The organism is Streptomyces sp. AgN23 (assembly GCF_001598115.1).
GTDB lineage: Bacteria > Actinomycetota > Actinomycetes > Streptomycetales > Streptomycetaceae > Streptomyces > Streptomyces antimycoticus.
In genome coordinates, this window is record NZ_CP007153.1 from 3,892,686 (window position 1) to 3,913,243 (window position 20,558).

The following is a 20,558-nucleotide window of genomic DNA, read 5'->3' on the forward strand; positions in this document are numbered from 1 at the left end:
CCGGCTTTCGGTCGGCTCTCGGTCAACCCTTGTCAGCCCTTGGGGAGGGCCGCCAACTGGGCGGTGATCCGCGCGATATCGGCCTCGGCGGTCGCCTGCCGGGTGCGGATCTTCTCCACGACATGGTCGGGGGCCTTGGCCAGGAAGCCCTCGTTGGACAGCTTCGCGGTCGTCTGCGCCTTGTCCTTCTCGGCCGCGGCGAGGTCCTTGGCCAGCCGCTTGCGCTCGGCCTCGACGTCGATCGCACCGGAGAGGTCCAGCGCCACGGTCGCACCCGCGACCGGCAGCGAGGCGGTGGCCGTGAAGTCCTCACCGGCCGGCTGGAGGCGCAGCAGGGAGCGCATCGCGTCCTCGTGGGCGGCGAGCGAGGTGCCGGACAGCTCCAGCCGCGCCGGGACCCGCTGACCGGGCTGAAGGCCCTGGTCCGCGCGGAACCGGCGGACCTCGGTGACCACCTGCTGGAGGTTCTCGATCTCCCGCTCGGCCGCCTCGTCCCGGAACCCGCTGTCGCCGGGCCAGTCCGCGATGACGACGGACTCCTGGCCGGTCAGCGAGGTCCACAGCTTCTCGGTGACGAACGGGACCACCGGGTGCAGCAGCCTCAGCGTGACGTCCAGGACCTCGCCGAGGACGCGGCGCGCGGCGTCGGCCTCCGCACCGCCCTTGGCGAAGGTGGTCTTGGACAGCTCGACGTACCAGTCGAAGACCTCGTCCCACGCGAAGTGGTAGAGGACGTCGGAGAGCTTGGCGAACTGGTAGTCCTCGTAGTACGCGTCGACCTCGGCGACGACCTCGTTCAGCCGGGACAGGATCCAGCGGTCGGTGGCGGACAGCCGCTCGGGGGTGGGCAGTTCACCCTCGACCGTCGCGCCGTTCATCAGCGCGAAGCGGGTCGCGTTCCAGATCTTGTTGGCGAAGTTGCGGGACGCCTGGACCCAGTCCTCGCCGATCGGGACGTCGACGCCGGGGTTGGCACCCCGGGCCAGGGTGAAGCGGACCGCGTCCGAACCATAAGTGTCCATCCAGTCCAGCGGGTTGACCGCGTTGCCAAAGGACTTGGACATCTTCTTGCCGAACTGGTCACGGACCATGCCGTGCAGCGCGATGGTGTGGAACGGCGGGGTGCCGTCCATCGCGTACAGGCCGAACATCATCATCCGGGCGACCCAGAAGAAGAGGATGTCGTAGCCGGTGACCAGAACCGAGTTCGGATAGAACTTCTCCATGCTCTCGGTCTGCTCGGGCCAGCCGAGCGTGGAGAACGGCCACAGGCCGGACGAGAACCAGGTGTCCAGGACATCGCTGTCCTGGTGCCAGCCCTCGCCGCTCGGCGGCTCCTCGTTCGGTCCGACGCAGACGACCTCGCCGTTCGGCCCGTACCAGACCGGGATCCGGTGGCCCCACCACAGCTGGCGCGAGATGCACCAGTCGTGGAGGTTGTCGACCCAGTCGAAGTAGCGCTTCGACATGTCCTGAGGGTGGATCTTCACCCGGCCGTCGCGGACCGCGTCGCCCGCGGCCTTGGCCAGCGGGCCGACCTTGACCCACCACTGCATGGACAGCCGCGGCTCGATGGTCGTCTTACAGCGCGAGCAGTGGCCCACGGAGTGGGTGTACGGGCGCTTCTCGGCGACGATCCGGCCCTCGGCGCGCAGCGCGCCGACGACGGCGCTGCGCGCCTCCAGCCGGTCCAGGCCCTGGAAGGGGCCATGGGCGGTGATGACCGCGTGCTCGTCCATGACGGTCAGGTTCGGCAGGCCGTGCCGCTGCCCGATCTCGAAGTCGTTCGGGTCATGGGCCGGGGTGACCTTGACCGCGCCGGTGCCGAACTCGGGGTCGACATGCTCGTCGGCGACGATCGGGATCCGGCGGCCGGTGAGCGGCAGTTCGATCTCGGTGCCGATCAGATGGCGGTAGCGCTCGTCGTCGGGGTGGACCGCGACCGCGGTGTCGCCCAGCATCGTCTCGGCGCGGGTCGTCGCGACGACAATGGCGGCATCGCCCTCGCCGTATCGGATCGAGACGAGCTCGCCGTCATCGTCGTCGTACTCCACCTCGATGTCCGAGATGGCCGTAAGGCAGCGCGGGCACCAGTTGATGATGCGCTCGGCGCGGTAGATCAGCTCGTCCTCGTAGAGCCGCTTGAAGATCGTCTGGACGGCCTTGGAGAGCCCCTCGTCCATGGTGAAGCGCTCGCGGTTCCAGGCGACGCCGTCGCCCAGGCGCCGCATCTGGCCGGAGATCTGCCCGCCGGACTCGCCCTTCCACTGCCAGACGCGCTCGACGAACGCCTCGCGGCCCAGGTCGTGGCGGGAGACGCCCTCCTTGGCCAGCTCGCGCTCGACGACGTTCTGCGTGGCGATACCGGCGTGGTCCATACCGGGCTGCCAGAGCGTCTCAAAGCCCTGCATTCGCTTGCGCCGGGTGAGCGCATCGATGATCGTGTGCTCGAAGGCATGGCCGAGGTGGAGCGAGCCGGTCACATTGGGGGGCGGGATGACGATGGTGTAGGGCTCTTTGTCGCTCTTCGCGTCCGCCTCGAAGTAACCGCGCTCTACCCAGCGCTCGTACAGCGGCCCCTCTACATCGGCCGGCGCGTACTGGGTCGGCAGTTCGGGGTGGCTGTTCGGCCCGCTCGTGGGGCGCTGCGAAGAGTTCTCGGTCACCACCGCAGTCTAAAGGGCCGCGGCCTTCCGTTACGAACCCGTTGTGGCCCCGGGGCCAAGGCGCCCTGAGGCGTCGGGAAGGATGTTTGGAACTGTCATGCGCATAAGGAGAGGCACATGAGCCATCAGCAGCCGCCGCCGCAGCCCGGCCCCTATGGGGGCCAGCCAGGGCCGTACGGCGCCGGTCAGCCTCCCGTGCCCAATCCGTATGCGCAGCCGGGCTATGGCTATCCACAGCAGCCCCAGCAGGGCGGCTACGGGCAGCCGACTCCGTACGGCGGGTCCGGCGGCGGCTATGGCCATCCTCAGCCCGCGAACCCTTACGGTCAGCCGCCGCAGCCGCCCCAGCAGGGCCCCGTGCCCCAGCCGGGCCCGGGCTACTACGGCGGGCCCCAGGCGCCGCCGCCCCAGGGGCCGGCGGCCGGTGGCCGCGGTAAGGGCCGCACGGTGGGTCTCGTGGTCGGCGCGGTGGTGGTCGCGGGGGCGCTGGGAGTGGGGGCGTTCATGCTGTTCGGCGGCGGCAGCGGCGGCCCGTACAAGCTGACCACGCCCAAGACCGTGGCCGCGGACTACGAGCGCCAGGGCTCGGGCACGGACGACAGCGATCTGTCCGCGGCGGGCCGGAAGGACCTCCAGCAGGTGCCGGTCGTCAAGGACCCGCATCTGGTGGCGGCCGACTATCAGACCTCCGGTAAGGAGATGCTGAAGTTCACCGGCGTCTGGGGCGATGTGACCGACCCGGCGCGGGGCGCGGACCTCGCACTGGCGGTCATCGTCAAGACGCTGCAGGACAACGGCACGGCGCAGGCCAAAGGCAGCCCCCAGACGTTCTCCCCGGACGGCTTCGACGGGGACGTCCTGAAGTGCCAGTCCATGAAGTTCACCTCGGATCAGGGATCCATGGAGGCCCCCGCGTGCGTCTGGGGCGACAAGGACACCCTGGGCGTCACAGTCATGGCGGACCCGGCAGCCGCGGTACTCGGCGGTGGTATGTCCCTCGAGGACGCCGCCGGCCTCACGGCCAAGGTGCGCAAGGACGCGCGCGTCGAGATCGACGGCTAGCCCGCGGCCGGCGAACAGCAACACAACAGCGGTTTCACCAACGAGGGATACAGATGAGCTACAACCAGCCGGGCCCCTATGGCCAGCAGCCCCAACAGCCGGGTCCCTACGGACAGGGTGGTGCGGCCGGACAGCCCGGCTACGGCTACCCGCAGCAGCCGGGTCCCTACGGACAGCCGCCGCAGCCGCCGCAGCCGGGCTACGGCTACCCCGGGCAGCCGCAGGGGCAGCCGGGCCCCTACGGGCAGCCCCCGAACCCGTACGGCCAGCAGCAGCCGTACGGCCAGCCGGGCATGCCGGGCCCGTACCAGCCGGGGCCGGGGCAGGGCGGCGGCAAGAAGAAGGGCCTGGCCATCGGGATCGGCGCGGTGGTCGTGGTGGCCGCGATCGTCGGCGGCGTCCTGGTGCTCCAGGGCGGGGACGACAACGGCGGCGGTGGCGGCGGTAAGGTCGCCGACGACGGCAAGCGGTACAAGCTCACCACCCCCCAGACGGTGGCCGGCGACTACACCAAGGAGTCCTCCGGCTCCGGCGGCGGGCTCACCTCCTCGGACGCGGACGACTTCGAGAAGTTCGGCGTCAGCAACCCCGAGCCGGTGAGCGCGGAGTACAAGTCCGGCGAGGGCATGAGCGTGAAGAAGCTCCAGCTCAACGGGGTCTGGGGCGAGGTGAAGGACCCGGAGTCGGTCGTCGACGGCGCCTTCGCGAAGATCGCCCAGGAGGCCGAGAAGGACTCCTCGACCAGCAGCGGGATGAAGGCCGAGCTCGTGGGCAGCCCGGAGACGGTGACGCCCAGCGGCTTCGAGAACGCCGTGATGAAGTGCCAGAACACCAAGTTCACCCCGGGCGAGGGCTCGAGCTCCAGCGGCATACCCAGCAAGGGGTTCACGATCCCGATCTGCATGTGGGGTGACAACAGCACGGTGGGCTATGTGGTCGTCTCCGACGCGGCCGCGGCGCTCTCCGGCAACGGCATGTCGCTCGACGAGGCCGGTGAGGTCACCGCGAAGGTCCGCAACGACGCGCGCGTGGAGATCAAGTAGCCGAGCGGGCCGCCCAGTTCACAGGCGACAGCCGATCCGGAGGGGGACCCCCACAGCCATGAGCCACAACCAGCCACCACCACCGGGGCCCTACGGCGGCGGACCCAGCCCGTACGGGGGCGCTCAGCCCAATCCGTACGGCGCAGGGCAGCAGCAGCCCGCGGAGCCCAACCCGTACGCGCAGCCGCAGGGTTACGGCTATCCGCAAGCGCAGCCCCCGCAGGGTTACGGCTATCCGCAGCAGCAGGCGGGTCCCTACGGCCAGCCGCCCTACCCCGCGCCGCCCGCGGCCGGCGGGGGCGGCAACCGCACCAAGATCATCGCGGTGACGGTGGCCGGGCTCGTGGTGGTGGGCGCGATCGTCACCGGCGCCGTGGTGCTGTCCGGCGGCGACGACGGCCCGAAGGCGATGAAGCTGGTCACCCCCAAGACGCTCGACGACGGCACCTACACGCTGGACAAGGGCACGGACGACCTCGACAACGAGGGCACCAGCGTGCAGGGCAGCATGCCCGAGGGCGCGACCTCGGTCCTGGCCCAGTACAAGCGGTCGGACGACGACAACTCGGGACTCGCCTTCTCCGGGATGTACGGCGAGATCAGGGACCCGGAGGCGGTCCGGGACGAGATGTTCAAGGGCTTCGCGGGCGGCGACGGCTCCCCCACGGTGGAGGAGAAGCGCAAGCGGTTCCAGCCGGAGGGCGCTGACGGCCCCTCGGTGGAGTGCGAGGTGGTCAAGCTCTACGACCGGATCTACGCCCCGGCCTGTGTCTGGGCGGAGGAGACGGACGCGGCGATGGTGCTCGACGTCAACGCGGAGAACACCTCGGCGTCGGACGCCGACATGGAGTCATTCGCCAAGGTGACCGCGGGCATCTACCAGGACACCCGCAAGCGCGCCTGAACCGCCCGCAAGACGCCCACAGGGCGCGTACGACACGAAGAGGGCCCCGGGAGACCGGGGCCCTCTTCGCATGCTCTCTGCGGGGCGGCTACGCGCGCGGGGCGCCTACGCGCTCTTCTCGTGCCGCTCGCCCGGCTCAGTGCCCCGGGTGCGGGGCACCAGCGTGGGATTCACATTGGAGTGCACGACGTCCTCGGTGATGACGACGCGGGCCACGTCCTTGCGGGACGGCACCTCGTACATCGCCGACATCAGCACTTCCTCGATGATGGCGCGCAGGCCCCGGGCCCCGGTGCCGCGCAGGATCGCCTGGTCGGCGATGGCCTCCAGGGCCGGGCGGTCGAAGTCCAGCTCCACGCCGTCGAGTTCGAACAGCCGCTGGTACTGCTTCACCAGAGCGTTCCGCGGCTCGACGAGGATCTGCAGCAGCGCCTCGCGGTCGAGGTTGTGGACGGAGGTGATGACCGGGAGACGGCCGATGAATTCCGGGATCATTCCGAACTTCACCAGGTCCTCGGGCATGACCTCCTGGAACTGGTCGCTCGCCTCGATCTCGCGCTTGGAGCGGATCGTGGCGCCGAACCCGATGCCCTTGGCACCCGCTCGCGACTCGATGATCTTCTCCAGACCGGCGAAGGCACCGCCCACGATGAACAGCACATTCGTGGTGTCGATCTGGATGAACTCCTGGTGCGGGTGTTTCCGGCCGCCCTGCGGCGGCACCGACGCCGTGGTCCCTTCCAGGATCTTCAGCAGCGCCTGCTGAACGCCCTCGCCGGACACATCGCGGGTGATCGAGGGGTTCTCGCTCTTGCGGGCCACCTTGTCGATCTCGTCGATGTAGATGATGCCCGTCTCGGCCTTCTTGACGTCGTAGTCGGCGGCCTGGATCAGCTTGAGGAGGATGTTCTCCACGTCCTCGCCGACGTAGCCCGCCTCGGTGAGCGCGGTGGCGTCTGCGATGGCGAACGGGACGTTGAGCATCCGGGCGAGGGTCTGCGCGAGCAGCGTCTTGCCGGAGCCGGTGGGGCCGAGCAGCAGAATGTTGGACTTCGCCAACTCGATGCCGTCGTCCCGGCTGTGGCCGCCGTTCTCGCCCGCCTGGACCCGCTTGTAGTGGTTGTAGACGGCGACCGAGAGGGCCTTCTTGGCGGCCTCCTGGCCGACCACATAGCCCTCGAGGAATTCATAGATCTCGCGCGGCTTGGGGAGTTCCTCCCAGCGCACTTCGGAGGTCTCGGCGAGCTCCTCCTCGATGATCTCGTTGCAGAGATCGATGCATTCATCGCAGATGTACACACCCGGGCCCGCGATGAGCTTCTTCACCTGCTTCTGGCTCTTCCCGCAGAACGAGCACTTGAGCAGGTCGCCGCCGTCACCGATGCGTGCCACGAGGTGCTTCCCCTTCGCCTTGGATCCGCTTCGCTGCGCGGAACCGGGTGCTTGCGCTGCGCTTTCTGCTTCTTTTCCCGTGGGCCGGGGCCCCCAGCCCTCTACGACGGTACCTTGCCGGGCCCCCGGTTCGGGCCCCCCTTGGACCTACTCGGTCCAAGGGAGGTGTCGCCACCGAAGATTCAGCCGAGACCGACCGACGTCTTGCGGGTGGAAACGATCTGGTCGACAAGACCGTACGACAGGGACTCCTCGGCCGTGAGGATCTTGTCCCGCTCGATATCGTCGCGGATCTTCTCGATGGGCGTGGTGGAGTGCTTGGCCAGCATCTCCTCGAGTTGCGAGCGCATCCGCAGGATCTCGTTGGCCGCGATCTCCAGGTCGGAGACCTGACCACGCCCGGTCTCACTGTACGGCTGGTGGATCAGGATGCGGGCATTGGGCAGGGCCATCCGCTTGCCCGGCGTACCGGCGGCGAGCAGCACGGCCGCGGCGGACGCCGCCTGGCCCATGCAGACCGTCTGGATGTCGGGCTTGACGAACTGCATCGTGTCGTAAATGGCGGTCAGCGCGGTGAACGAGCCGCCGGGAGAGTTGATGTAGACCGAAATGTCACGGTCCGGGTCCATCGACTCCAGGCACAGCAGCTGCGCCATGACGTCGTTGGCCGAGGCGTCGTCGATCTGGACGCCCAGGAAGATCACGCGCTCCTCGAAGAGCTTCGCGTACGGGTCGTACTCGCGGATGCCCTGGGAGGTGCGCTCGACGAAACGCGGAACGACATAGCGGGATTCGGCCATCGGGCCGGTGTACAGGCCGCTGCCGGGGAAGTTGCTCATCTGGGTCTTCACCATCCTGTGGCGATCTGGGGGCTGGAGGTCGGCTACGGGACGGCGGGACTCAGGCCCCGGTGCCGCCCCCGCCCGGAACGCTGGAGGCGGACGTCATGACGTCGTCGACCAGGCCGTACGCCTTGGCCTCCTGGGCGGAGAACCAGCGGTCGCGGTCGGAGTCACGGACGATCTGCTCAACCGTCTGACCGGTGTGGAAGGAGGTCAGCTCGGCCATGCGCTTCTTGGTGTGCAGCAGCCGCTCGGCGTGAATCTTGATGTCCGAGGCGGAACCCGCCAGACCCGCGGAGGGCTGGTGGATCAGGATCTCGGCATTGGGCAGCGCGAAACGCTTGCCCGGGGTGCCCGCGCTCAGCAGGAACTGGCCCATCGAGGCGGCGAGGCCCATGGCGATGGTGACCACGTCGTTCTGGATGTACTGCATGGTGTCGTAGATCGCCATGCCGGCCGAGATCGAGCCGCCCGGAGAGTTGATGTAGAGGTAAATGTCCTTGTCCGGATCGGCGGCGAGCAGGAGCAGCTGAGCCGTGATCTTGTTGGCGATGTCGTCGTCGACCGGCTGGCCGAGGAAGATGATCCGCTCGCCGAGCAGCCGGTTGTAGACCTGGTCGCCGAGGCCACCGACGGTCGGCTCGCCGGCGGCGGAAGGCATCGTATTCGTCACGTATCCACCTGCTCGTCTCTGACGGCTGACTGGCCGTCTCAGCGTCTTCTTCTGGGGTGCGGGAGTGTGGCCGCCGGTGCGGCCCCGGCGGGCTTGCGAGACTCCCCCGCCCTCGTATCTACGGACCCTAACGCGCTGGTCGGCGGGCGCCATCCCGCATCAGGAACTGTTCGCTCTGAGCGCATGTTCCGGCACCGGACCGGCATCGCGGAACACGAACGGGCCCGGACGCGTGCAGACGTTCGGGCCCGTTCGTTACGGGCTGTGGAGCGGACCGGGATCAGCTCTCGGCCTTGTCCTGCTTCTCCTGGGACTCCGCGGGCTCCTCGGCGGCCTCGGTCGCGGCCTCGGCCTCTGCGGGCGCCTCGACGGCCTCGGAGGTGGCCTCGACCGTCTCGCCGGTCTCGTCCTCCTCGTCGTCCAGGTCGACGGTCTCGCCCTTGTCGTCGACGACCTTGGCGGCCTCGACCACCACGGCCAGCGCCTTGCCGCGGGCGACCTCGCCGACGAGCATCGGCACCTGGCCGCCCTCGACGACGGCCTGGGCGAACTGGTCGGGGCTCATGCCGGAGGACTGCGCACGGCGCATGAGGTGCTCGGTGAGCTCCTCCTGACCGACGGACAGCTGCTCCTTGTTGACCAGCTCGTCGAGGACGAACTGGGTCCGGATGCCCTTCTCGGCCTGCTCCTTGAGCTCGGCGTCGAACTCCTCGGCGGTCTTGTCCTGCATCTGCAGGTACGACTCGAGGTTCAGGCCCATCTGCCCGAGCTGGTGGTGCTCGAGGTTGTGCTTACGGGTGTTGATCTCTTCCTCGAGGAGCTTCTCGGGGATCGGCACCTCGACCAGCTCCAGCAGGGCGTCCAGCACCTTCTCCTGGGCCTGGGTGGCCTGCTCGAACTTCTTCGACCGCTCCAGGCGCTTACGGCTGTCCGCGCGCAGCTCCTCGAGGGTGTCGAACTCGCTGGCCAGCTGGGCGAAGTCGTCGTCGAGCTCCGGCAGCTCACGGGCCTTGACCTCGGAGACCTTGACCGAGACCTCGGCCTCCTTGCCCTGGGCGGAGCCGCCCTTGAGCTCGGAGGTGAAGGTGGCCTCGCCACCCGCCTCCAGGCCGGTCACGGCCTCGTCGATGCCGTCCAGCAGCTCGCCCGAGCCGATGGTGTAGGTGACGCCGGTGGCGACACCGTCCTCCAGGACCTCGCCGTCGACCTTGGCCTCCAGGTCGATCACGACGATGTCGCCCTCGGCGGCGGCGCGCTCCACCGGGCTGGTGGTGGCGAACCGCTCGCGCAGCTGCTCGACGGACTTGTCGAGGTCCTCGTCCGAGACCTCGACGGCGTCGACGGTGACCTCGATACCGGAGTAGTCCGGGATCTCGATCGTCGGGCGGATGTCGACCTCGGCGGTGAAGGTCAGGAGCTCGTTGTCCTTGAGCTCGGTGATGTCCACCTCGGGCTGGCCGAGCGGGTTCAGCTCACCCTCGTTGACCGCGTCGGTGTAGAACTTCGGGAGCGCCTCGTTGACGGCCTCTTCCAGCACGGCGCCACGACCGAACCGCTGGTCGATGATGCGGGCCGGGATCTTGCCCTTACGGAACCCAGGCACCGTGACCTGCTGGTTGATCTTCTTGTACGCCGCGTCGAGGCTGGGCTTGAGCTCCTCGAAGGGCACCTCGACAGTGAGCCGAACCCGGGTCGGGTTCAGGTTCTCCACGGCGCTCTTCACGGTTCGGTCTCCTTGGGGGCTGACGTGTGATGTTCAGCTGCGGTGCGCTGTCGCGTCGCAGCGGATTCGCGTCCGGTTAAAAAAGACACAGACACGCAGCTTGCATAGTAACCGCAAGCATGACGAGCCCCACAACGCGATCTTGACGCCTGTGGATGGTCGGGGTGGCCGGATTCGAACCGACGACCTTCCGCTCCCAAAGCGGACGCGCTACCAAGCTGCGCCACACCCCGTCGGTGCGACACGTAGGGTACATGCCCGCGGACCCCCCGGCTGCCGGTTATTCGACTGGTGGGCAAGGGTGTGCGGGGAACGGTGGAGAACCGCTACGATGCATCTCGTGCCGCGATCCGGGTGATCATGCCTGGGCGGAGGTGTCCGGGCGACCGGTGCATCCGCGTACGTGGCGTGTGCGGGCGTAGCTCAATGGTAGAGCCCCAGTCTTCCAAACTGGCTACGCGGGTTCGATTCCCGTCGCCCGCTCCACTGCTTTCGGCCCGGCCCGGGGAACTCCCCGGAGCCGGGCCGTTTGCTTATGCGCACACGCACGCCCGCCCGGCCATCCGCCCCCGTGACGCGGGGCGCGGATGCCTCAGGGGTTGGGCCAGGGCGGCGTCAGGGGTTGATGTCGGCAATCGCCTCGGCGGCCGAGTTGAGGAACTCCTGGATGTCCGGTGCGACGTTGGACGAGGCGAGCAGGAAGCCGAAGAGGATCGCGACGAGGGCAGGGCCCCACTTGACCCGGCCATTCCGGATCATTATCACCAGGATGATGCCCACCAGCAGCACCAATGACAGGGAAATGGCCACAACATCCCACCCTCAGTCGCACACGTCTCACAGGCCCCGGAAGCACGCGACCCCGCACACCCCCGCAGCCACCATCGTGCCATCAACTCACGCCGCTGAGCAGCGGGATGGAGCGATATACGGTCACCTGTGCACACGCCACCCGCCCCTCCGCTACCCATCCGGGTAAGCGCTCATTCAAAGGGCCCCGGGTGATGCTGCCCACAACTCCGCGCGGCGCCCGGCCGATTAATTCCGACCGTCCCGGATGATCTCGGGCGGGAATTCGGAATTCGCCCGGCGATCACTCGACAGGGTGACAAAACATCAATGAATCAGACATTCCGCCAGAGCCTCCTGCGGGGCATATGCCCCAATTAAGAGGGATGAAAGCGGGCAGAACGGACGGCCTTGGTCGAGATATCGAATGATCGCATCGCTTTGTCGACTCCCCGCCGACTTCCCGAGGTCGGCTATCAGTCGCGACGCGAGGGCCATGAACGGAAAGCAAACAGAACGAGGTTTTACGCAATACAGGTTTGAGCGCTATCGTGCCTTAGATGTTTCACGCTGCCATGACTCCCCCACGCGCAGTGAGGTCCCGGGTGGTCTCCCCCAGTTCCTGGTGGGAGGGCCTGTGACCAACTCCCTGCGCCCGCACGGTTATCAGCGGACCCCCCTCCCCCAGGAGGCGGCGCCCACTCCCCCTACGCCGCGGGCCGAAGAACCAGGGCAGCAGCCGTCCACTCCGCCCGCCCCCAGCGCCCCCAGCGCCCCCGCCGGACAGAAGCCCAAACAGCGGGACGCGTTCTTCGACAACGCGAAGTATCTCGCGATCGTGCTGGTCGCGATGGCCCACTCCTGGGAGCCGCTGACCGACTCCAGCCGCACCGCGGAAGCGCTGTACATGGTCGTGTACACCTTCCACATGCCGGCCTTCATCCTGATCTCCGGCTACTTCTCGCGCAGCTTCGACATGCGGCCGGACCGGCTCAAGCGGCTGGTCACCGGCGTAGCGGTGCCCTACGTGCTCTTCGAGGTCGCGTACACGCTGTTCAAGCGCTGGGCGGACGACGACCCGACGTACGACTTCAGCCTGCTCGACCCCTGGTACCTCACCTGGTTCCTGATCGCGCTGTTCGTATGGCGGCTGACCACTCCGCTCTGGAAGCTGGTGCGCTGGCCAATCCCGCTCTCGCTCGCGATCGCCACGCTCGCGGCGGTCTCGCCCGACATCGGCGACGACCTGGACATGCAGCGGGTGCTGCAATTCCTGCCGTTCTTCGTCCTCGGCCTGTGCATGAGGCCCGAGCACTTCCAGATGATCCGCCGCCGCTCCGTGCGGATCGCGTCCGTGCCGATCTTCGCGTGCGCCCTCGTCTTCGCCTACTGGGCGGCGCCGCGGATGAACTCGGCGTGGTTCTACCACCGCGACAGCGTCCAGGAGCTGGGCGCGCCGCCGTGGACCGGCCCGGTGATGACACTCGCCCTCTTCGGCTGCTCGGTCGTGCTGGTGAGCTGCTTCTTCGCCTGGGTGCCGCGGCGGCACATGTGGTTCACGGTGCTGGGCGCCGGGACGCTGTACGGCTACCTGCTGCACGGCTTCCTCGCCAAGGGCTCCCGCTTCTGGGGCTGGTTCGACAACCACGAGTGGCTGCACAAGCCGCTGGGGGAGATCGCGGTCACGGTCATCGCCGCCTCCGTGGTCACCGTGCTGTGCACGCCTCCTGTCCAGCGCGTCTTCCGCTTCGCCATGGAGCCGAAGATGGCCTGGGCCTTCCGTAAGGATCCCGCCGAACAGGCCCGCAGCCGTACGACGACGGCGGCCTAGCGCGCCGACGGCCACGACGTGAAAGGGCTGGACCGCGGACCCCACGGTCCAGCCCTTTCACGGCTTCGGCCGCGGTCCACCCATTCACGGTTTCGGCCGCGGTCCAGCCCGTTCACGGCTTCGGCGTGGTGCGACGCAGCGCCGCGCGGGCCGGGAGCGCCGTCGCCGCGAGGCCGAGCGCCACGGCGGCGCCCGCGAAGCCCGCGTAGGTGAGCGGCGGCACGTACGGGTCCTCGCCGGTCAGGCCGCGCATCATCGGCACCAGCGTGGCCAGGGCGATCGCCGTGCCCAGGGCGATGCCCGCCGTGGCCACCAGCAGCGCCTCCCAGCGCACCATACCGAGCACCTGCCGCCGGGTGGTGCCGATCAGCCGCAGGGTGCCCAGTTCGCGGCGGCGGTCCAGCACCGTCATCACCAGGGTGTTGACGGCGGCGACGGCGGCGAAGCCGCCGAGGACGGCCGCCATGACGGTGTTGGCCCATGCGTTCAGCTTCCGGTCCTGGTCCTGGGCCGCCGCGTAGCCGTCCCGGTCGGTGACCTGCTCACCGAGCCGGCCGAGCGCCGCCGCGACGGCCTTACGGTCGGCCCCTTCGGCGTCCCGCACCAGCACATCGCTGTCGAACGACGACGTCACATGGCCGGCCAGCGCCGTACGGGGCAGCGTGAGCTCGGCGATCCCCAGCCCGCGCCCGTAGATCGCGACCACGGTGGGCGAGATCCGCGTACCGTCCGGAAGGTGGAGGGCGAGCCGCTGGCCGATCCGGGCGTGAGCCGCCTTCGCCAGGAGCGCGTCGACCGCCACCCGGCCCGGCCCCAGGGCGTCCAGGCGCCCCTTACGGACGTCCAGGTCCTGTACGGCCGCCAGGTCGCGCCCGCTCCCCGAGACGCCCTGCGTCGACGCGGTCCGCAGCCAGCGGCCGTCGCCCGAGCCCACCGGGACCAGCACCCCGGTGCGCAGCAGCCCCACCGACGCGGCCACGCCCCGTACCGAGCCGGCGCGGGCCGCGGTACCGGAGGGGAGCCCGTCGGGGGCGGAGATCACCTGGTCGGCGACGATGCCCGCCCGCCGCTGGCGGTCGCCCGCGTGGTCCTCACTGGTGTGCATGAACACGAGCGTCGAGGAGAAGGCCATGGCCAGCACGATCGGGGTGATCGCCGAGGCCAGGCGGCGGGCGTTGGCCCGGCTGTTGGCCGAGGCCAGATGGGCCGACACCGGTCCGGCGCGCAGCGGCAGACCGATCAGCCACGCGCACAGCCGGGCGATGACCGGGCCGAGCAGGGCCACGGCGAGCATGAACAGCATCACGACCCCGAGGGCGGCGTTGGCCGCGTCGTCGCCGGAGGCTGAGGCGGCGACGCCGGTCATGACGATGCCGCCGACGAGGGCCGCGACGCCGAGGACCGTACGGATGACACCGGGCCGCAGCCGTTCGACGGCCGCCTCGCCCAGCGCCCGCCCCGGCGGGATCCGCGCCGGGCGGCGGGCGGCCATCAGGCCCGCGAGGAGCGAGGTGAGGAGGCCGGCGCCGACGGCGGTGACCAGCGGGATCCAGGAGACGGAGAGCTCCACGGGCCCCGGGATGGCGCCCTTCTCCTTGAGCTGTCCGAACCACCAGTGGGCGAGCCCGTACCCGGCCGGCAGACCGGCCGCGCCCGCGAGCGGGGCGACCAGCAGCGCCTCGGCCGCGACGGAGCGGCGGATCTGGCGCGGGGTGGCGCCGATCGCCCGCAGCAGGGCCACCTCGCGGCCGCGCTGGCCGACGGAGAGGGCGACGGTGCCCGCGGTGGTGAAGACGGCGACGGCGGTGGCGATGCCGCCGAAGGAGCCGCCGAGCCCCATGAGCGTCTCCCTGGCATTCGCGAGCGCGGGCTCCTCGATAGCACCGCGGCCGCCGCCGGTGTGCACGCGCGGGGAGTGCGCCCCGCCCTTCACGGCCCGCTCCAGATGGGCGGCCAGCCGGTCGGGGGTGGTGCCGGGGCGGGGGCGGACGAGGACGGCGTCCACAGTGGTGGGGTGGCCGCTCAGCGCCCGGGCCCGGTGGTCGGTGAACCACGCCGTAAGGCCGTCGCCGTCGGCGCCGCCCGCCTTACGGGTCACACCGGAGACCCGGAACGTGTGGCGGCCATCCGGCGCCGTCACCGTGATCCGGCCGCCGACACCGGTGCCCGTCGCACGGGCGGCCCCGGGACTGAGGACCGCCTCGCCGTCGCGGGGCGCCGCGCCCGAGGCGAGCGCCACCCCCGTGAAGGGCGCCGCGCCCCAGCCATGGCCGGTGAGCGACCCATGGGCGGTGCGGAGCGGGAAGGTCACGTCCGGGGCCGCGGCCGCGGCCCCGGGAGCGCGGGCGGCGGTGGCCACCAGGGAGGCGTCGAGCCGGGCGCGGTCGGGGACCTGCTCGGATTCGTCCGAGCGGCCGTCGCCGTGGCCGATGACGTAGTGCACCCGCTGGTCGGCGGCGATCACGACCGGGGCGCCCGCATAGCGCTGCGGCGGTACGGAGGCCCGGATCCCGGTCTCCAGCAGGATGCCGCACGCGGACACGATCGCCGCGGCCACGGCCAGGGCGATGAAGGTGCCCGCGAAGGCGGACGGCTTGAAACGGACGGCGGCGCGGGCCAGTCCGTTGCTGAGCGGCCTCACCGGACCCCCTCCGCGACCCAGGCCGCGGTGGGGGCCGGAGTGCGGGCGGTGAGGCCGGTCATCCGCTCGGCGATCTCGTGGGCGGGGGCGCGGAGGAGCCGGTCGACGATCGCGCCGTCGGCGAGGAAGAGCACGCGGTCGGCGTAGCTCGCGGCGACCGGGTCGTGCGTGACCATCACGACGGTCGCGCCCAGCGTGTCCACGGCCTGCCGCAGGAGGGTGAGCACCTCGGCGGCGGTGTTGGTGTCCAGGGCGCCGGTCGGCTCGTCGGCGAAGACGACATCGGGGCGGGTGACGAGGGCGCGGGCGATGGCCACGCGCTGCTGCTGACCGCCGGAGAGCTCACCGGGCCGTCGCCTGGCCTGCTCCCCCAGCCCGACCTGGGCGAGCACCTCACGGGCCCGGCGGCGGTCGGGGCGGGTGCCCGCGAGCCGCATCGGGAGCAGCACGTTCTGCTCGACGGTCAAGGAAGGGAGAAGGTTGAAGGACTGGAAGACGAACCCGAGGCGGGCGCGGCGCAGCGCGGTGAGCTTGTTCTCACTCATTCCGGTGATTTCGGTGCCACCGAGCCGCACGGACCCTGCGGTCGGCCGGTCGAGCCCGGCGGCGCACTGCAGGAACGTCGACTTGCCGCAGCCCGAGGGGCCCATGACGGCGGTGAAGCTGCCGCGCGGAAGGGCGAGGTCGATGCCGCGCAGGGCGTGGACGGCGGTGCGGCCACGGCCGTAGCGACGCTGGATGCCGTGGAGTTCAATGGCATGGGCGTCGTGGTGCGGCGCCGGTGCCGCCGTCTCTCGCCGCTTGCGCAGCCGCATGGTGGTGACCCTTCCGAGGAGTTCGCCCGATTCCCCTCGAACGTACGGATCGCGGCCCCTTGGCAGCCATGACGGCGACCGGCGTATCCGGGGTGGGGTTAACCCCCGCCGTAAGGCGCCACCGGACAGTCAGCGGGAAAGGTGCGGCTACTGGCGGCAGATCAGCAGGAGGGCCCGGTCGTCGTTGACGTCCTTCGCGACCGTCTCGATCAGATGCCAGGCCGCGCCGTGGAAGCCGGAGCCCACGTAGCGGTCCGCCTCGCCCGTAAGGTGGTCGATGCCTTCGCTGATATCCCGGTCGGCGGTCTCGACGAGGCCGTCGGTGAAGAGCATCAGGACGTCGCCGGGGCGCAATGTGCCCTTGGTGGGGTCGAACTGGGCGCCGTCGTAGACGCCCAGCAGCGGGCCGTCGGCGGACTTCTCCTCCCACTTGCCGGTGCCCGCGCTCAGCTGGAGCGCGGGCAGATGCCCGGCGGAGAAGAGCTCGAAGTCGCCGCTGTCGAGGTCGAGGACGAGATGGATGGAGGTCGCGAAGCCCTCGTCCCAGTCCTGGCGCAGGAGATAGCCGTTGGCGGCCGGGAGGAAGCCGTGCGGGGGCAGGGAGCCGAGGAGACCGCCGAAGGCGCCGGAGAGCAGCAGGGCGCGCGAGGCGGCGTCCATGCCCTTGCCGGAGACATCGGTGAGGACGACCTCGAGGGTGCGGCCGCCGCCGGTGCGGGCGGCGACGACGAAGTCACCGGAGAAGGACTGTCCGCCGGCCGGGCGCAGCGCCATCTCGCGGTGCCAGCCGCGCGGCAGACTGGGCAGCTTGCTCTGGACGCGGATGCGCTCGCGCAGGTCGAAGAGCATGGTGCCGCCGCGCCGCCAGGGCACCCCGACGCGGCTGCGGAACTGGGCGATCAGCAGGCCGAAGAAGCCGACGGCAGCGACGACCAGGATGGTGCCGGGGGTGACCCGGGAGGAGGCGTCCTCCTCGGTGTACGGGCCGAGCACGGCGGACTCCACGATCAGGGCCGTGGCGGCCGCCGCGTAGAGGGCGAGCAGGCTGGCGGGGCGCAGCAGCAGCCCGCCCGCGACGATGGGCAGGACGAGGGCGGACGGGGAGCACCAGTCGGGCTGGGCGATGGTGCCTCCGGCGATGGTGGGGATGCCGAGGAGCAGTGCCGTCAGGGCGAGTCGGTCGGAGCCCTCGCCGCGGAAATAGTCCACTCCGGCTTTGCGCACGCCTGTGCGAGCCCGGTGCAGAGCTCTGCGCATCCGGGCCCACGGAGTGTCCACGCCGCCAGTCATTGCATCGGGACCCTACCCACCCGTTCGGACGCGCGTCGATTCGTGGCGCGTTGAACCACCCAGCCAGGGGGCAATAGTAAGCGAAATTCGTTCGCGTGTACGGGAAACGGCTGCTAGGGATGGGAATATGAGGACTGAGCTACGCGTGCTCGACCCATCGGTTTGGGATGATTGGTACGGAAAACTGGTACTCGCATTCGGAGGAGTTCCCGAAGCGCCGGAGGAATCCGCGCTCTGGAGGGAGTTGACCGAATGCGAGCGCTCGATCGGCGCGTGGGACGGCGCCGACATCGTCGGCACGGCCGGGCTGTTCAGCTTCCGGCTGTCGGTTCCCGGTGGCGCGATCGTTCCCGCGGCCGGTGTCACCATGGTGAGCGTGCAGGCCACGCACCGGCGGCGCGGGGTGCTGCGGTCCATGATGCGGCGGCAGTTGGACGACATACGCGCGGCGGGCGATGAGCCGCTGGCCGTTCTGACCGCATCGGAACCGGACATCTACGGACGGTTCGGGTACGGCGCCGCCACGCAGAACGCCTACGCCGAGATCGACACCACCCGGGTGCGGCTGACCGTCCCCGAGGGCACCGACGACGTGCGGCTGCGCACGGTGCCCCCGGAGTCCGCCGTCGAGGCGTGCGAGGCGGTTTACGCCCGGCGGGTGTCCGCCCGGCCGGGCATGCTGGAGCGGCGCCCCGGCTGGGAGCGGCTGTCGCTGCTGGACCCGCCCGGCGGTCGCGAGGGGGCGTCCCCGCTGCGCTGTGTGCTGGCCGAGTCGGGCGGCGAGGTCACCGGCTATGCGCGCTTCGCGGTCAAGCCCGACTGGGATCTGGCCGGACCCAAGGGCACGGTCGTCCTGCGCGATCTGGAGGCACTTGATCCGGCGTCCTACGCGGCGCTGTGGCGCCTTCTCTTCGAAATCGACCTGACGTCGGTGATCCGGACCGGCTCCCGCCCGGTCGACGATCCGTGGCAGCACCTGGTCTCGGACATCCGGCGGTGCGCCGTAAGGCTGCGCGACTCGCTGTACGTCCGCCTGGTGGACGTGGGGACCTCGCTCGAGAGGCGGACGTACGCGACCCCGGTGGATGCCGTCCTGGAGGTCACGGACCCCTTCTGCCCGTGGAACGAGGGGCGCTGGCGGCTGAGCGGCGACAGCAAGGGCGCCTCCTGCGAGCGGACCCAGGACGCCCCCGACCTCCGGCTGGGCGTACGGGAGCTGGGGGCGGCGTATCTCGGCGGGGTTTCGCTGACCGCGCTGGCGGGTGCGGGACGCGTCCAGGAGACCCGTCAGGGGGCCCTTACGGAGGCCGCGGCGGCCTTCGCCTCCCCGGTCGCCCCATGGTTGCCCCACGGCTTCTGATGGCTTCGGGGCGGCGGATGCGGCCCTGAGGGTGAGTGCCCGGCGGCCGCCTCAAGGACACAGCGCCACGGCCACCGCCTTACCGCCGCTGCCCCGGAGCCGCTGCCCTACCGCCGCCGCCTCACGGCCGCTGACAGTCAGGGCACCAGAAGAGGTTGCGGGCGGCGAGATCGGCGGTGCGGATCTCGCCACCGCAGACATGGCAGGGCTGTCCGGCGCGCCGGTAGACATAGACCTCACCGCCGTGGTCGTCCACGCGCGGCGGGCGGCCCATCGCCTCGGGGGTGTGCTCGGGGCGGACCGTGTCGATCCGGTTGTTCCGCACACCCTCGCGCATCAGCGCCACCAGGTCGGCCCAGATCGCGTCCCATTCGGCGCGGGTCAGCGCACGGCCGGGCCGGTAGGGGTCGATGCCGTGCCGGAAGAGCACCTCGGCGCGGTAGACGTTCCCCACACCGGAGATCACCTTCTGGTCCATGAGCAGCCCGGCCACGCTGACCCGGCTGCGGGAGATCCGGGCCCAGGCCCGCTCGCCGTCGTCCGCCGGGCGCAGCGGATCGGGGCCCAGCCGGTCGTGGATCGCCTGCTTCTCCCCGTCGGTGATCAGCGCACAGGCGGTGGGGCCGCGCAGATCCGCGTAGCCCTCGGGGTTCGCCAGCCGCAGCCGGACCGTGTCGGTGGCGGGCGGGGCGGGGGCCGGGCCGAAGGCATACGTACCGAAGAGCCCGAGGTGGACGTGGACCCAGCCGGTGGCCGCGAAGTCCAGGAAGAGGTGCTTGCCGTGGGCCTCGGCGTGGTGCAGCGGCTGGCCGTCGATCAGCCCGGCGCCGTCGGCGAACTTCCCCTGTGGGCTGGTGGCCCGGACGGGCCGGCCGCCGAAGGTTTCGAGGTGGTCGGCGGCCAGCCGGTGGATCGTGTGCCCTTCGGGCATCAGTCGCCTTGCGGGTGGTGGGCCGGGATGGGCGGCAGCTCGCCGGTGGCCTCGTAGGCGCTGAGCATCTCGATACGGCGGGTGTGCCGCTCCTCGCCCGAGTACGGGGTGTTCAGGAAGATCTCGACGAACTTGGTCGCCTCTTCCTGCGGGTGCATCCGGGCGCCGACGCTGATCACATTGGCGTTGTTGTGCTCACGGCCGAGGGCCGCGGTCTGCTCGCTCCAGGCAAGTGCCGCGCGCACCCCCTTGACCTTGTTCGCCGCGATCTGCTCACCATTGCCGGATCCGCCGATGACGATGCCGAGGCTCTCCGGGTCGGCGGCGGTCCGCTCCGCGGCACGCAGGCAGAACGGCGGGTAGTCGTCCTGCGCGTCATAGACGTGCGGGCCACAGTCGACGGGCTCGTGGCCGGCGGCGTTGAGCCACTCCACGAGGTGGTTCTTGAATTCGAAACCGGCATGATCAGAGCCGAGGTACACGCGCATATTCCGAGTGTGTCATGGCCGTGTGACCCCCGCCGCCCCGGGTAGGCGCCGCATAAAACTCTGTAGCGCCAAGGAACCTCATGAAAACCTCAAGTAACAATCTGGAAT

At 70.1% G+C, this 20,558-nt stretch carries 16 protein-coding genes and 2 tRNA genes; 6 read left to right on the forward strand and 12 right to left on the reverse strand.

Features of this window, described 5'->3' with window-relative positions; all coding sequences use genetic code 11:
* Positions 1–32: 32 nt before the first annotated feature.
* Positions 33–2,666, reverse strand: a complete 2,634-nt coding sequence (locus AS97_RS17195) for a valine--tRNA ligase (protein WP_125756955.1) — start codon at positions 2,664–2,666, stop codon at positions 33–35.
* 117 nt (positions 2,667–2,783) lie between these two features.
* On the opposite strand from AS97_RS17195, the gene AS97_RS17200 reads away from it, so the two are divergent.
* The 3 genes from AS97_RS17200 to AS97_RS17210 are packed head-to-tail and all read left to right on the forward strand — an operon-like array spanning position 2,784 to position 5,675.
* Positions 2,784–3,728 (forward strand): hypothetical protein, encoded by a 945-nt coding sequence (locus AS97_RS17200; RefSeq protein WP_210565232.1) that lies wholly within the window; start codon positions 2,784–2,786, stop codon positions 3,726–3,728.
* A gap of 53 nt (positions 3,729–3,781) precedes the next feature.
* Positions 3,782–4,771 carry a hypothetical protein gene (locus AS97_RS17205; protein ID WP_059145706.1) on the forward strand — a complete coding sequence of 330 codons (990 nt, stop codon included), beginning with the start codon at positions 3,782–3,784 and terminating at the stop codon, positions 4,769–4,771.
* A 58-nt stretch (positions 4,772–4,829) separates the two neighbouring features.
* On the forward strand, positions 4,830–5,675 hold the full coding sequence (locus tag AS97_RS17210) for a hypothetical protein (protein WP_210565233.1): 846 nt from the start codon (positions 4,830–4,832) through the stop codon (positions 5,673–5,675).
* 105 nt (positions 5,676–5,780) lie between these two features.
* Here AS97_RS17210 and clpX read toward each other — a convergent pair whose 3' ends face one another.
* From clpX to AS97_RS17235, 5 genes are all read right to left on the reverse strand, one after another.
* Complete coding sequence (gene clpX / locus AS97_RS17215) at positions 5,781–7,067, reverse strand: ATP-dependent Clp protease ATP-binding subunit ClpX (protein ID WP_059145704.1); 1,287 nt, start codon at positions 7,065–7,067, stop codon at positions 5,781–5,783.
* A 182-nt stretch (positions 7,068–7,249) separates the two neighbouring features.
* Complete coding sequence (locus AS97_RS17220) at positions 7,250–7,906, reverse strand: ATP-dependent Clp protease proteolytic subunit (RefSeq protein WP_059145703.1); 657 nt, start codon at positions 7,904–7,906, stop codon at positions 7,250–7,252.
* Between the two features lie 61 nt (positions 7,907–7,967).
* Positions 7,968–8,582 carry an ATP-dependent Clp protease proteolytic subunit gene (locus tag AS97_RS17225; protein WP_059145702.1) on the reverse strand — a complete coding sequence of 205 codons (615 nt, stop codon included), beginning with the start codon at positions 8,580–8,582 and terminating at the stop codon, positions 7,968–7,970.
* 280 nt (positions 8,583–8,862) lie between these two features.
* Complete coding sequence (tig, locus tag AS97_RS17230) at positions 8,863–10,305, reverse strand: trigger factor (protein WP_059145701.1); 1,443 nt, start codon at positions 10,303–10,305, stop codon at positions 8,863–8,865.
* Between the two features lie 156 nt (positions 10,306–10,461).
* Positions 10,462–10,538 (reverse strand) — tRNA-Pro (locus AS97_RS17235).
* A 179-nt stretch (positions 10,539–10,717) separates the two neighbouring features.
* On the opposite strand from AS97_RS17235, the gene AS97_RS17240 reads away from it, so the two are divergent.
* Positions 10,718–10,791 (forward strand) — tRNA-Gly (locus AS97_RS17240).
* A gap of 129 nt (positions 10,792–10,920) precedes the next feature.
* Here AS97_RS17240 and AS97_RS17245 read toward each other — a convergent pair.
* Positions 10,921–11,115, reverse strand: coding sequence for a hypothetical protein (locus AS97_RS17245; RefSeq protein ID WP_059145700.1), 195 nt, complete (start codon positions 11,113–11,115; stop codon positions 10,921–10,923).
* 616 nt (positions 11,116–11,731) lie between these two features.
* Here AS97_RS17245 and AS97_RS17250 point away from each other — a divergent pair.
* Positions 11,732–12,925, forward strand: coding sequence for an acyltransferase family protein (locus AS97_RS17250; RefSeq protein ID WP_059145699.1), 1,194 nt, complete (start codon positions 11,732–11,734; stop codon positions 12,923–12,925).
* Between the two features lie 112 nt (positions 12,926–13,037).
* Here AS97_RS17250 and AS97_RS17255 read toward each other — a convergent pair whose 3' ends face one another.
* The 3 genes from AS97_RS17255 to AS97_RS17265 form a co-directional block, all read right to left on the reverse strand.
* A complete protein-coding gene (locus AS97_RS17255) occupies positions 13,038–15,566 on the reverse strand; it encodes an FtsX-like permease family protein (protein WP_210565234.1) in 2,529 nt (842 codons plus the stop codon).
* A complete protein-coding gene (locus AS97_RS17260) occupies positions 15,563–16,381 on the reverse strand; it encodes an ABC transporter ATP-binding protein (RefSeq protein ID WP_059145697.1) in 819 nt (272 codons plus the stop codon). The genes AS97_RS17255 and AS97_RS17260 overlap by 4 nt, the downstream gene beginning before the upstream one ends.
* A 147-nt stretch (positions 16,382–16,528) precedes the next feature.
* Positions 16,529–17,671, reverse strand: a complete 1,143-nt coding sequence (locus AS97_RS17265; protein WP_059145696.1) for a PP2C family protein-serine/threonine phosphatase — start codon at positions 17,669–17,671, stop codon at positions 16,529–16,531.
* A gap of 127 nt (positions 17,672–17,798) precedes the next feature.
* Here AS97_RS17265 and AS97_RS17270 point away from each other — a divergent pair, with 127 nt between their 5' ends.
* Complete coding sequence (locus AS97_RS17270; RefSeq protein ID WP_059145695.1) at positions 17,799–19,031, forward strand: GNAT family N-acetyltransferase; 1,233 nt, start codon at positions 17,799–17,801, stop codon at positions 19,029–19,031.
* A gap of 121 nt (positions 19,032–19,152) precedes the next feature.
* Here the strand turns inward: AS97_RS17270 and AS97_RS17275 are convergent, their stop codons facing one another.
* A complete protein-coding gene (locus AS97_RS17275; RefSeq protein WP_059145694.1) occupies positions 19,153–19,962 on the reverse strand; it encodes a DNA-formamidopyrimidine glycosylase family protein in 810 nt (269 codons plus the stop codon).
* Entirely contained in the window at positions 19,962–20,450 is a 489-nt protein-coding gene (locus AS97_RS17280) for a ribose-5-phosphate isomerase (RefSeq protein ID WP_059145693.1), read from the reverse strand. Before AS97_RS17280 ends, AS97_RS17275 begins: the two co-directional genes overlap by 1 nt.
* Positions 20,451–20,558 lie beyond the last annotated feature (108 nt).

Bases quoted from the DNA above. Each gene is read 5' to 3' on its own strand.
- AS97_RS17265 (WP_059145696.1), bottom strand. From the start codon at position 17,671: ATGACTGGCGGCGTGGACACTCCGTGGGCCCGGATGCGCAGAGCTCTG.
- AS97_RS17275 (WP_059145694.1), bottom strand. From the start codon at position 19,962: ATGCCCGAAGGGCACACGATCCACCGGCTGGCCGCCGACCACCTCGAA.
- AS97_RS17280 (WP_059145693.1), bottom strand. From the start codon at position 20,450: ATGCGCGTGTACCTCGGCTCTGATCATGCCGGTTTCGAATTCAAGAAC.
- AS97_RS17200 (WP_210565232.1), top strand. From the start codon at position 2,784: ATGAGCCATCAGCAGCCGCCGCCGCAGCCCGGCCCCTATGGGGGCCAG.
- AS97_RS17260 (WP_059145697.1), bottom strand. From the start codon at position 16,381: ATGCGGCTGCGCAAGCGGCGAGAGACGGCGGCACCGGCGCCGCACCAC.
- AS97_RS17220 (WP_059145703.1), bottom strand. From the start codon at position 7,906: ATGAGCAACTTCCCCGGCAGCGGCCTGTACACCGGCCCGATGGCCGAA.
- AS97_RS17205 (WP_059145706.1), top strand. From the start codon at position 3,782: ATGAGCTACAACCAGCCGGGCCCCTATGGCCAGCAGCCCCAACAGCCG.
- AS97_RS17210 (WP_210565233.1), top strand. From the start codon at position 4,830: ATGAGCCACAACCAGCCACCACCACCGGGGCCCTACGGCGGCGGACCC.
- AS97_RS17270 (WP_059145695.1), top strand. From the start codon at position 17,799: ATGAGGACTGAGCTACGCGTGCTCGACCCATCGGTTTGGGATGATTGG.